The 11,490-nt window shown below is 47.7% G+C and carries 12 protein-coding genes; 10 read left to right on the forward strand and 2 right to left on the reverse strand.

The genetic code is table 11. The features are described 5' to 3' along the window. Window positions 1-100: 100 nt before the first annotated feature. From sfsA to K0H61_RS14405, 8 genes are all read left to right on the forward strand, one after another. Window positions 101-805: a DNA/RNA nuclease SfsA gene (gene sfsA / locus K0H61_RS14370; protein WP_220050170.1), complete on the forward strand. Its 705-nt coding sequence runs from the start codon at window positions 101-103 to the stop codon at window positions 803-805. Between the two features lie 164 nt (window positions 806-969). Further along, the gene (gene dksA / locus K0H61_RS14375) at window positions 970-1,413 is read left to right on the forward strand and encodes an RNA polymerase-binding protein DksA (protein ID WP_220050171.1); all 444 of its coding nucleotides are present in this window, start codon (window positions 970-972) and stop codon (window positions 1,411-1,413) included. A 130-nt stretch (window positions 1,414-1,543) separates the two neighbouring features. Beyond that, window positions 1,544-2,440, forward strand: coding sequence for a tRNA glutamyl-Q(34) synthetase GluQRS (gene gluQRS / locus K0H61_RS14380; protein ID WP_220050172.1), 897 nt, complete (start codon window positions 1,544-1,546; stop codon window positions 2,438-2,440). A gap of 264 nt (window positions 2,441-2,704) precedes the next feature. Then, entirely contained in the window at window positions 2,705-4,012 is a 1,308-nt protein-coding gene (locus K0H61_RS14385) for a polynucleotide adenylyltransferase PcnB (RefSeq protein ID WP_258406064.1), read from the forward strand. Beyond that, complete coding sequence (gene folK, locus K0H61_RS14390; protein ID WP_220050173.1) at window positions 4,012-4,500, forward strand: 2-amino-4-hydroxy-6-hydroxymethyldihydropteridine diphosphokinase; 489 nt, start codon at window positions 4,012-4,014, stop codon at window positions 4,498-4,500. Before K0H61_RS14385 ends, folK begins: the two co-directional genes overlap by 1 nt. A gap of 57 nt (window positions 4,501-4,557) precedes the next feature. Further along, window positions 4,558-5,352: a 3-methyl-2-oxobutanoate hydroxymethyltransferase gene (gene panB, locus K0H61_RS14395; RefSeq protein ID WP_220050174.1), complete on the forward strand. Its 795-nt coding sequence runs from the start codon at window positions 4,558-4,560 to the stop codon at window positions 5,350-5,352. A 127-nt stretch (window positions 5,353-5,479) separates the two neighbouring features. Beyond that, complete coding sequence (gene panC, locus K0H61_RS14400; RefSeq protein WP_220050175.1) at window positions 5,480-6,325, forward strand: pantoate--beta-alanine ligase; 846 nt, start codon at window positions 5,480-5,482, stop codon at window positions 6,323-6,325. Window positions 6,326-6,624: 299 nt separating this feature from the next. After that, complete coding sequence (locus K0H61_RS14405; RefSeq protein ID WP_220050176.1) at window positions 6,625-7,152, forward strand: DUF4124 domain-containing protein; 528 nt, start codon at window positions 6,625-6,627, stop codon at window positions 7,150-7,152. Window positions 7,153-7,281: 129 nt separating this feature from the next. On the opposite strand, the gene K0H61_RS14410 is transcribed toward K0H61_RS14405, so the two are convergent. Then, entirely contained in the window at window positions 7,282-7,884 is a 603-nt protein-coding gene (locus tag K0H61_RS14410; RefSeq protein ID WP_220050177.1) for a DUF2238 domain-containing protein, read from the reverse strand. Window positions 7,885-8,039: 155 nt separating this feature from the next. Here K0H61_RS14410 and serA point away from each other — a divergent pair, with 155 nt between their 5' ends. Next, window positions 8,040-9,269 carry a phosphoglycerate dehydrogenase gene (serA, locus tag K0H61_RS14415; protein ID WP_220050178.1) on the forward strand — a complete coding sequence of 410 codons (1,230 nt, stop codon included), beginning with the start codon at window positions 8,040-8,042 and terminating at the stop codon, window positions 9,267-9,269. A 150-nt stretch (window positions 9,270-9,419) separates the two neighbouring features. Next, the gene (gene ygfZ / locus K0H61_RS14420; protein WP_220050180.1) at window positions 9,420-10,376 is read left to right on the forward strand and encodes a tRNA-modifying protein YgfZ; all 957 of its coding nucleotides are present in this window, start codon (window positions 9,420-9,422) and stop codon (window positions 10,374-10,376) included. 78 nt (window positions 10,377-10,454) lie between these two features. Here ygfZ and K0H61_RS14425 read toward each other — a convergent pair whose 3' ends face one another. Next, entirely contained in the window at window positions 10,455-11,471 is a 1,017-nt protein-coding gene (locus K0H61_RS14425; protein WP_220050181.1) for a response regulator, read from the reverse strand. Window positions 11,472-11,490 lie beyond the last annotated feature (19 nt).

The raw sequence follows: 11,490 nt of genomic DNA on the forward strand, positions 1-11,490 counted from the left end.
TGGACGAAAAGCCATAAACCCGAGTTAGCTAGGTAAAATCTGTAAACAATTGCGAAATTTGGTAGTCTGCAGGCTTGATAAAAGCAATAAAGGTTAACGTATGCAGTTTATTCCCGCCCTTAAACAGGGGAAATTACTCAAACGCTATAAGCGTTTCCTCGCCGATATACAGCTTGATGATGGCAGCGAAATCACCATTCATTGCCCTAATACCGGCTCGATGCGCAATTGCCTTTTTGAGGGCGAGACCGTCTGGTTTTCGACATCTGCTAATCCTAAACGTAAATATGCCCATACCTGGGAGCTGATGACCACCCCAAGTGGCGGCCTAATCGGTATTCATTCGGGCAATGCCAATGCGCTTGCCGAAGAAGCCATTAATAACGGCATCATTAGTGAACTTGCAGGCTATGACAAATTTAGCCGCGAGGTAAAATACGGCGAAGAAAACAGCCGCATCGATATCCTCCTCGAAGCCAAAGATAAACCCGCCTGCTTTATTGAGGTCAAAAGTTGCACCTTGCTAGAAGATGGACAAGGTTATTTCCCCGATGCGGTCAGTTTAAGGGGCCAAAAACACCTTAGGGAACTGATGCATATGGTAAGCCTTGGTCACAGGGCTGTGCTGCTGTTTGTGGTTCAACATACGGAAATAAATAGCGTCTCTGCGGCGGCACATATAGACCCTGAATATGCCAAGTTATTGAAAGAAGCTGTTATATCCGGTGTTGAAGTGCTCGCCTATCGCTGTGAAATTACCTCAAATGAGATTCATCTAGCCCAAGCATGCTCGGTGCGGGTATGATGTTAAGATTAAGTAAAATTCTAATGAATTTTCAATAAGCGAAGGCAGTCAACTTTTTCAAATAAGCGTAAAATAAAAATTTGCCTCATTAAGAAGATTCTGCTATAGATAGCGGCCGTTCTAAAGGACGCACAACAAACGCAAATGATGACAGGAGATGCGTTATGCCTGAAGGCACCAAAAAACTTGGCGTACTCGCTATCGCAGGTGTAAATCCTTACCAAGAAAAAGCGGGTGAGGAATATATGAACACTAAGCAATTGAGTCACTTCAAGACCATTCTTGAAGCATGGCGTAATCAATTGCGTGAGGAAGTCGACCGTACACTGAGTCACATGCAGGATGAAGCAGCAAACTTCCCCGATCCTGTAGACCGTGCGGCACAGGAAGAAGAGTTCAGCTTAGAACTCCGTGCACGTGATAGAGAACGTAAACTGATCAAAAAGATCGAAAAAACGTTGCAAAAAATTGAAGAAGACGATTTCGGCTTCTGTGATTCTTGTGGTATCGAAATCGGTATCCGCCGTCTCGAAGCACGTCCCACCGCTGACCAATGTATCGACTGCAAAACCCTTGCTGAGATCAAAGAAAAACAAATGGCAGGCTAATCAGCCATTTTGGGCGGGGATTTCCCCGCCTAATTGTTTGTGTCGTTGAATGGTTTCACCACTCGCTTTTAGTAAACTCGCCCCCTAGACTTCAGCCTTATCAGGCCCGCGTAACAACTATTTCGCTATTATGTTGACTCACACAACTCATCCCACTCAGCCCTATATTGGCCGTTTTGCACCCTCACCTTCGGGATCGTTGCACTTTGGCTCGCTCATTGCGGCACTGGGCAGTTACTTAAGAGCCCGTTCGCTTGGGGGGAAATGGTTAGTCCGCATCGAAGATATTGACCCGCCTAGGGAAGTTGCAGGCGCCGCCGATGATATTTTACGCACCCTCGAAGCCTATGGATTAGAGTGGGACGATACCTTGTTATATCAAAGCCAGCGCACCGAGGTCTATCAGACCACCATCGACACATTACTCAGCCAAGATAAAGCCTATTTTTGCCGCTGCCCCCGTAAGCTTATTCAAGAGGAAATGAGCGGCATTTACGATGGTCGTTGCCATCAGTTAATGCCTAAACATACGCAAGGTGCAGTAAGAATTGTTAATCATGCAGGGGTCGCTGAATTTACCGATACCATAATGGGTAAAATCCGCGTCGAGAGTGCCTTCGCCGCCGAAGATTTTATTATTAAACGCAGCGATGGTTTATACGCCTATCAGCTCGCCGTGGTGCTCGATGATGCCCACCAAGGCATTACCGAAGTGGTAAGGGGTTTTGATCTGATTGAAGCTAGTTGTCGCCAATTAAGTCTCTATCAGACCTTAGGGCTTAAAGCCCCCGAATGGCTACATCTACCCCTGGCCTGCCTCACACCGGGTTTTAAGCTTTCTAAACAAAACCATGCCCAAGCTATAGATACCCATAAACCGCAGCAAAGCTTGCATGCCGCGCTGGCGTTTTTAGGTCAACCTAAGGTTGAAAATGATGCCAATGTCGCCAATATGATTGCGCAGGCTGTCGCCCAATTCGATGTCAACGCCATACCGCGTCAGGGAGAAATCCTGATTGCAAACTAATGGCCCAACAAGATAGTTACCTGAATCACGCGCAACATCATAGGCTAAAGACAGCGATATACCCATTGCGGCCCAATTGGTATATCATAGCCGCCAGATTTTTAATCACTTAACAGATACATTTCGAGGTGTCCCATTTTTCGCCGTATCAGCCAATTCTGTAAGCAGCTATTTGAAGACGCGCCTAAAAAGACCGCTCCAACTCCAGCTCAAACTGAACTCCAGATCCCTGAAGTTTCTTCAGGTGGCTTAAGCTTGGCCGTTGTGCCACGGGATGGACATTCTATTTCCCGTAAGCAGATCAGTGAAAATGCGCTTAAGGTGTTATATCGCCTCAATAAAGCTGGCTTTCAAGCCTACTTAGTTGGCGGCGGTGTACGCGATCTCCTCCTCGGACTCGAACCTAAGGATTTCGACGTTGTCACCAACGCAACACCGGAAGAAATCAAAAAGCTGTTCCGTAATTGTCGTATCGTTGGCCGTCGTTTCCGCTTAGCCCACATAGTGTTTGGCCGCGATGTGATTGAAGTCGCGACCTTCCGTGGTCACCACGGTGAAAGCAACGACAAGATTTCGAAGGCGAACTCAGAAGGTCGTTTACTGCGTGACAACGTCTATGGCGACATCGACGAAGATGCCGAGCGCCGTGACTTTACCGTTAACGCCCTGTATTACGATATCAGCGACTATTCTATCCGCAGTTACGGCGGCGGTATGGACGATCTCAAAACTGGCACATTAAGACTGATTGGCGATCCAGAAACCCGTTACCGTGAAGATCCGGTACGTATGTTAAGGGCGGTGCGCTTTGCCACTAAACTCAGCATGGCGATTGAAGATGTCACAGCCAAGCCGATTCGTCAGTTAGCACCGCTACTGAAAGATATCCCTGCGGCTCGCATGTACGAAGAAGTGCTCAAGTTATTCTTCGCCGGTAAAGCCGTCGATAACTTCGAAATGATGCAGGAATACAAGCTGTTTGCACCGCTGTTTCCACAGGTCGATGCCCAGCTAAAAGATGCGCCAAAAGGCCATGCAATGAAGATGGTGCAGGCCATCATGAAGAGCACCGACGAGCGTGTAAACCAAGACAAACCGGTTACGCCTTCCTTCTTCTATGCCGCCATTTTGTGGTATCCGCTACGCCAACGCGCCGAAGATATTGCCGTTGAAAGCGGACTGACATTGTACGATGCGTTTTTCGCCGCCATGGGTGATGTGATTGAGCAGCAATGCCAAACGATCAGCATCCCACGCCGCTTCAGTACTCCTGCAAAGGATATTTGGCAGTTACAACTGCGTTTCGATCGCAGCCAAGGCACGCGAGCCTTTAAACTCTTAGAGCATCCAAAGTTCAGAGCGGCCTACGATTTACTACTGCTACGTGGTGAAGTCGAAGGTGGCAATCTGGCTAAGAGCGCCGCCTGGTGGCAACAATTTGTTGAAGCGGATGAAACCGAGCGTTTAGAGATTGCCCGCAGCGGTAACAAAGCCAGTGGCAACCGCAATCGTAACTCACCCCAGCGCCGTCGCCGTCGCCCAAGCGCACCTAAGCCAAAAGCGGCCGAGTAATGACCCAGGTTTTTGTCGCCCTCGGCGCTAATCTTGAGGATCCTAAAGCTCAATTAGACAATGCCGTAACGGCATTGTCTGCTTTAGCCGAGCAAGATAGCCTCAAGGTCTCACCCTATTATTGTTCGACACCTATGGGTGATGTGGTTCAGCCCGACTACATCAATGCCGTGGCAAGCTTTAACACTAAGCTTAGGCCTTTAGCCCTTCTCGATGCTTTGCAACAGATTGAAAATACCCAAGGGCGTGTACGCAAGGAACGCTGGGGGCCAAGAACCTTAGACCTCGATTTGCTATTATATGGCGATGAGATCATTGATGAACCTAGATTAAAAGTGCCCCACTACGGGATGAAGGAGCGCAGTTTTGTGTTGGTGCCATTAAGTGCCATCGCCCCGGATCTTGTATTACCTTGTAAGACAACGTTACGCAGTCTTATTAGTGACAAATTTTTGGCCGAGTTACAACGACTGGATAATGATCATTGAAGACCTTGTTCAGTTAGCTTATAACACCACTTCTCAATTGGTTTGAAGATTATCCCTATGTCTAAAGTTACTAGCTCAACCCTGTTGAAATTTAAACAGGAAGGTAGAAAGTTCACTGCGCTGACAGCCTATGATGCCAGCTTCGCCGGCGCCTTCGATAATGAAGGTGTCGATGTACTATTGGTCGGTGACTCCCTCGGCATGGTGCTCCAAGGCCATGATGATACCCTACCTGTAACGACAGCAGAGGTTGCCTACCATACCCGTTGCGTACGACGTGGTATTAAACGCTCTTTGCTTATCGCCGACTTGCCTTTTATGAGCTACGCGACTCCAGAGCAGGCCATGGAAAACGCCACCATGCTAATGCAGGCGGGTGCCAATATGGTCAAACTTGAAGGTGGTCATTGGTTACTCGAAACCGTGACTAAATTGACTGAACGTGGCATCCCTGTGTGTGCCCACTTAGGTCTGACGCCACAATCGGTACACGTCTTCGGTGGCTTTAAAGTACAAGGTCGTGATGCTGAAAATGCTCAGCGCATCATCGATGAAGCCAAGGCGTTAGAAGCGGCTGGCGCCCAATTACTTGTGGTTGAATGTATTCCAAGCTCACTTGCGACCGCCATCACCCAAGCGTTGACTATTCCTGTCATCGGCATAGGCGCGGGCGCAACGACCGACGGTCAAATCCTCGTGATGCACGATGTTTTAGGTATCTCCAGTGGTTATATTCCACGTTTCTCGAAAAACTACCTGAAACAAACTGGCGAAATCCGTGCGGCCGTACGTGCCTATATCGAAGAAGTAGCTAATGGCACTTTCCCAAGTGCAGAGCACACGTTCAATTAAAAGTGCAGAGCACACGTTCAACTAAAAGTGCGGAGCACACCTTTAATTAACAGTGCGGAGCACACGTTTAACCAAGAGTGCCGAACACAAGTTCAACTCATTTATTGTTTTAGCAAGGTAAGTAGTCATGATCACTAGCGCCCATATCGATGATATTCGCACCCAAGTGCGAGCATGGCGTGCAAAAGGCGAAACCGTCGCCTTTGTGCCCACGATGGGAAATCTCCATCAGGGGCATATCACCTTAGTGAAGGAAGCGGCTAAGAAGTGTAACCATGTAGTGGTTTCTATCTTCGTCAACCCAATGCAGTTTGGTAAAAATGAAGACCTTGACGCCTATCCACGCACGTTGGAAGCCGACAGTCAGGCACTAATTGCTGCAGGTGCCGAACTTTTGTTTACGCCAACGCCGGCCATTATCTATCCCAAGGGCTTAGAGCAGCAAACCTATGTTGAAGTGCCGGGGATTTCGGATGTGCTCTGCGGTGAAAGCCGTCCTGGGCATTTCCGAGGTGTTGCAACCGTTGTATGTAAACTCTTTAATATCGTGCAGCCCGATGTCGCCTTCTTCGGCAATAAGGATTATCAGCAATTGCTCGTGATCCGCACTATGGTTGAAGACCTATCTTTGCCTATTGAAATCATTGGTATCGATACCATTCGTGAAGCAACAGGCCTTGCCATGAGCTCACGTAACGGTTACTTGACTGCTGAAGAAAAAGCCGCAGCTCCTGCGCTGAAGCAAGCGATTGATGCAATGGCTACAGGCATTAAACGCGGCGAGAGTATTGAGCTAGTCACTCAAAACGCCGAGCACCATATCATCGCTGCAGGCTTTACACCCGATTACCTTGAAGTGCGCCATGCTTTTACCTTAGCCAAGGCATCAGAGAGCGATAGTGCACTAGTCATCTTGGCCGCAGCCTATTTAGGTAAGGCTCGGCTTATCGATAATTTACGGTTCGATCGCTGATTAGATTGACATAAAAAGGAGCTTCGGCTCCTTTTTTATGCTTAAGATATTACCCAAAGTCTATATTTTCTCTTTTATAATCAAACGACTCAAACCGTACGACAAACAAGCTTCAAACGTCAAATTACTGGCATTTCATATAAATTTAAGTCATATTAGCGCACCTAAATTCACTGGAATTCACAGTGAATCAAACAACTTAGGCTTATACTTACTGGATTGCATCCTTGCTCCGTAGAGCGTTGCTCCACCTAAGCGCCATCATTACCCATTTTGCAGGCTTAAAAGGACTTATAAAAATGGCTCGACTGATATCGACTCTATGCTGGCTGCTTTTCCCTGTGATTGCGCAGGCCAATACTGTCTATAAATGTCAAAAGCAGGATAAAATTGTGTTTAGCCAAACCGCCTGCCCCCAAGACTTTAGCCAACACAAGATTGAATACCAATTGGGGATCACCAGAGAAACCGATTCCGACAAGCGCAATATTCCTGAAGACCCATTCCAAGCACTTCTAAACAAACAACAAACCATTTCCAAGGAAAAGTTAGTTAAGCTGCTCGATAGTGAGATTTATCGTCTCAAGCAAGAGAATAACTACTTCGAGATTTTACGGGAGAGTGAAATTCAAAAGCTGGAGCGCAAACGCTACTGGCAAAATAAGGGCAAGGACGATCCTGAGTACATCGAAGCGGTTCAAGATATTAACGGTCGTTTCAATGAACTGACCTTAAGTAACGACAGTTCAATCAAGCATTTAAGCGATCGTAAGACTCAGATCCTTGCTGAGACGCCGCCCGAAGCTGACGAATCAAAGCCTAACTAGTATAGACCCGACTCGCCCGTGCTTATTTGGCTTAATCTAAGGAACACATCTGCGCGTTCCTTAGCTTTCCCCCACTTCCCTAAAAATTGCCAGCATAATCGCAAGTAGCTCAAAAGAGGGCGGGGCTACTTAGTTTGATAAGTTTGCGATTTGTTTATCCTGCAAGCGAGACAAGCTAATCAGAGCAACCACAGCACCTATCAGGGCTAAAAACATATCCGATTGGGTATCCCAAACATACCCTTGGGTGCCTAAAAACGCTTCGGCATCATCCCCAGTTGCCACTGCCACCCACCATTCGATTAACTCGTAAAAGGCACTCAGTGCTAATGCAAAACAAGTCGATAGAAAGGCACACCAGCCACCGGCTTTAACGGCTTGATGTCGAAGCATCACTTCACGAGCCAGCATCACTGGCACAAAGCCTTGAGTAAAATGACCTACTTTATCGTAGTTATTGCGCTCGCTACCCATCCATTGGGCAAGAGTGTCAAACAAGGGGACTTCGGCATAGGTATAGTGGGCGCCAACAAACAATACAGCGCAATGTACTAGTACTAAACCATAGGCTAATGGGGTGAGCGGAAAGCCTTTTCGAGTGAAGAATAGGATTGGCAGAGCGATTAATGCGGGGAGCGCTTCGAGCCACCAAGTAAAAGGATCCGCAGGATTGATAGCTGACCATGCTAAAACAGAGAAGTAGATAGCAGTCCAAACGAGTTTATTATTCATTGTTTATCACTCTTATGAGATATTGTTCTAAATCTAGAATATTAACTTTAGCCATCTAGCCCTCCACAGTGCGATAAAAAAGTGCTACTTTGTTGGCTGAAGGCTGTCAGCATAGCATACAAGAACCATTTCAATTAATTAGAGGGTACCCAATCATGGCGAAACACTCGCTTGACAAGGATAAGATCAAGATCCTGTTGTTGGAAGGCGTCCACCAATCTGCGGTAGATGTATTTGAACGTGCTGGATATTCTAATATTGAATATCACAAAGCCTCCCTTGGCGATGAAGCCCTGCTTGAAGCCATCAAAGATGCGCATTTTGTTGGCATCCGTTCCCGTACCCAACTCACAGCCGACGTGCTAAAGCGCGCTGAAAAACTGATTGCAATTGGTTGTTTCTGTATCGGAACAAACCAAGTGGACTTAGCAACTGCCGAATCTCTCGGTATCCCAGTATTTAACGCCCCATTCTCTAATACCCGCAGCGTGGCTGAGCTGGTATTAGGTGAGATCATCATGCTAATGCGTGGTATCCCTGAACGTAACGCCATTGCTCACCGTGGTGGCTGGATGAAGACAGCTGCAGGCAGCTACGAAGTCCGTGGTAAAACCTTAGGCGTGATTGGCTACGGTCATATTGGAACTCAGCTCGGTATTCTGGCTGAAACCTTAGGTATGCGTGTGGTGTTCTTTGATATCGAAGACAAACTGCCACTGGGTAATGCCCAGCAAATCCATTCGCTAGAGCAGTTATTAGGTATGGCCGATGTCATCAGCTTGCACGTCCCAGAAACGGCACAAACCAAGGACATGATCAGTACCGCCGAATTTGCCGCCATGCGCAAGGGCAGTATCTTTATTAACGCCTCACGGGGTACTGTGGTAGATATCGATGCGTTAACGGTCGCCATCAAAGAGCGCCACCTTGCAGGTGCCGCTATCGACGTATTCCCTGTCGAGCCACAATCAAACGATGATGAATTTATCAGTCCATTACGTGGTTTAGACAACGTACTTCTGACACCTCACGTAGGTGGTAGCACAGCTGAAGCGCAGGAAAACATCGGTATCGAGGTTGCAGGCAAGCTGGCGAAATACTCAGACAACGGTTCAACGGTATCTGCAGTTAACTTCCCAGAAGTATCGCTGCCAATGCACAAAGGCACTTCTCGCCTACTGCACATCCACCAAAACCGCCCTGGTATCCTCATCAAAATCAACAAAGCCTTCTCTGAAAAAGGCATCAACATTGCCGCACAGTACCTGCAAACCACTGCAGATATTGGTTACGTGGTGATGGAAGTTGATACGCATCAGGCCGAAGAGGCTCTGGTAGAGCTTAAAGCGATTGAAGGCACATTACGCACCCGCGTTCTCTTCTAAGTATTAATCCTCCACCGATTAGGCTTTATAAGGCGCCCTATCCCACAAAGATAACGGCGCCTTATGCTTTTGAGCGGCTTGTACTTTTGAGCGAGGCTTAATTCCGTTACAATCAGCCACTCGCACCGTATTCATTTTCAGGATCTGGCTATGACTATTTCAGTTTCTACCCCAACTTGGGCGCTAGACGCTTCTTTACCTCCTCTGATGATCGCCAACCTCAGCCACCTAGGCCTTATCAAAATTGTCGGCGAACAGGGTCGCACTTTTATCCACGGTCAGGTCACTACCGACATCGTCTCCTTAGCGAAGGATCAATGGCGCTGGGGCGCACACTGCGATCCTAAGGGTAAGATGATTGCCAGTTTCCGCACCTTTGCCATTGACGATGCGCTGTTTATGCTGATGCCAAGGGATACCGTTGCCATCGACTTGCCACAGTTACAAAAATACGCCGTGTTTAGCAAAGCGACTCTTACCAATGCTTCCGACGAATTAGTGCTGTTAGGGGTTGCGGGAGATGAGGCAAAGGCCTTTGTGGAGGCCCGTTTTGGCGCTATCACCCTAGAGCTCACTGTCACTGAACAAGGAACCATTATTAAGGATGCTGAGCGCTATATTTTGGCATTAACCCCAGAGACTGCGGCTGATATCGCCGCTAGCGTCGAGTCAGTATTTGATGCCAGCGCTTGGCAAGCAATCGAAATCCTCGCAGGCTATCCTAACCTCGCGGCATCCCACGCCAATCAATATGTGCCGCAAATGTGCAACCTTCAGGCAGTGAATGGCATTAGCTTTAACAAGGGCTGTTATATGGGCCAAGAAACCGTTGCTCGGATGAAATACCGTGGCGGCAATAAACGCGCCCTGTATATTCTCCAGGGACACACCTCATTGACTGTGGATCTTGAAACAGCCCTTGAAATCGCCATGGAAGACGGATTCCGTCGCGGTGGGCAGATCATTGAATTCGTCCAACGGGGTAACCAAGTGCTATTAACTGCGGTATTGGCCAACGATACCGAGAGTGATGCCAAACTGCGCTTTGCCGAAGATGAACAGTCAAGCCTGAGCATTTTGCCGCTACCCTATTCGCTAGAAGATTAATTGCGTAGGCAAATGCCTAAGCAAGATTTGAACACAGAAAAGGCGCCATCGGCGCCTTTTTCTACTTCATCAATTCCGTTAATGCTCCAAATAGTCGTCACGGATCGCGATAACTTCGGGCAGGATCTTCTTAAACTCTTCAACCAGTTTAGGGTCGAAGTGCTTACCTGCTTGCTCTTCGAGCAGGTTAATGGTTGCCTCGATTGTCCAAGGTTGTTTATAGGGCCGCCTCGAGGTAAGCGCATCGAACACATCGGCTATCGCCACTATGCGACCTTCAATAGGAATACTCTCTCCCTTTAAGCCCTTTGGATAACCCGAACCATCCCATTTTTCGTGGTGGGTTAAGGCGATACGTCTCGCCATTTGCAATAAAGGATCACCGTGTTCCCCGATGATTTCGGCGCCAATAGTGGCATGCTGCTGCATGATTTCCCACTCTTCAGCATCGAGTTTATCAGGTTTTTTCAGTACCGCATCTGGGGTGCCAATTTTACCAATATCATGCATAGGGGCAGCGTTATAGAGTAAATCGCAGAAGGTTGCAGGTAAGCCTAATTGAATTGCTAACAACCTTGCATAATGGCTCATGCGAACAACGTGCAGGCCCGTTTCATTGTCTTTATATTCAGCAGCACGGCCGAGGCGCCGAATGATTTCGAAACGGGTTTCTTCAAGTTCCTGAGTACGCTCTTTGACCTGTTGCTCCAGCAAACGCTTTTGATCATAGAGTGCTAAATGGGTTCTCACCCGCGCCTTAACCACAGGCGCACTGACCGGTTTAGTGATGTAATCAACGGCCCCCAGTTCAAAGCCCTGAGTCTCGTCAGCGGCCTCAGAAAGTGCAGTCACAAAGATAACCGGAATATGACAGGTCATAGGCTCCTGCTTTAGTAGCTTACACACCTCATAACCATTCATCCCCGGCATCATCACGTCGAGCAAAATCAAATCAGGTAGAGTTTTGGCAACCAGTGCCAATGCCCTCGGCCCATCAATGGCCACTTTTACCTTATAATCGTTGCCCAAAATCCCAACTAAAATATCAATGTTTTCAGGTGTATCATCTACGACTAAAATCGTTGCTTTTTCCATTAACAACCTACCTTTGTCA

Source organism: Shewanella acanthi, assembly GCF_019457475.1.
Lineage (GTDB): Bacteria > Pseudomonadota > Gammaproteobacteria > Enterobacterales > Shewanellaceae > Shewanella > Shewanella acanthi.

Excerpts from the sequence above, each read along its gene's own strand:
- sfsA (WP_220050170.1), top strand. The coding sequence starts at position 101 with ATGCAGTTTATTCCCGCCCTTAAACAGGGGAAATTACTCAAACGCTAT.
- dksA (WP_220050171.1), top strand. The coding sequence starts at position 970 with ATGCCTGAAGGCACCAAAAAACTTGGCGTACTCGCTATCGCAGGTGTA.
- gluQRS (WP_220050172.1), top strand. The coding sequence starts at position 1,544 with ATGTTGACTCACACAACTCATCCCACTCAGCCCTATATTGGCCGTTTT.
- folK (WP_220050173.1), top strand. The coding sequence starts at position 4,012 with ATGACCCAGGTTTTTGTCGCCCTCGGCGCTAATCTTGAGGATCCTAAA.
- panB (WP_220050174.1), top strand. The coding sequence starts at position 4,558 with ATGTCTAAAGTTACTAGCTCAACCCTGTTGAAATTTAAACAGGAAGGT.
- panC (WP_220050175.1), top strand. The coding sequence starts at position 5,480 with ATGATCACTAGCGCCCATATCGATGATATTCGCACCCAAGTGCGAGCA.
- K0H61_RS14405 (WP_220050176.1), top strand. The coding sequence starts at position 6,625 with ATGGCTCGACTGATATCGACTCTATGCTGGCTGCTTTTCCCTGTGATT.
- K0H61_RS14410 (WP_220050177.1), bottom strand. The coding sequence starts at position 7,884 with ATGAATAATAAACTCGTTTGGACTGCTATCTACTTCTCTGTTTTAGCA.
- serA (WP_220050178.1), top strand. The coding sequence starts at position 8,040 with ATGGCGAAACACTCGCTTGACAAGGATAAGATCAAGATCCTGTTGTTG.
- ygfZ (WP_220050180.1), top strand. The coding sequence starts at position 9,420 with ATGACTATTTCAGTTTCTACCCCAACTTGGGCGCTAGACGCTTCTTTA.
- K0H61_RS14425 (WP_220050181.1), bottom strand. The coding sequence starts at position 11,471 with ATGGAAAAAGCAACGATTTTAGTCGTAGATGATACACCTGAAAACATT.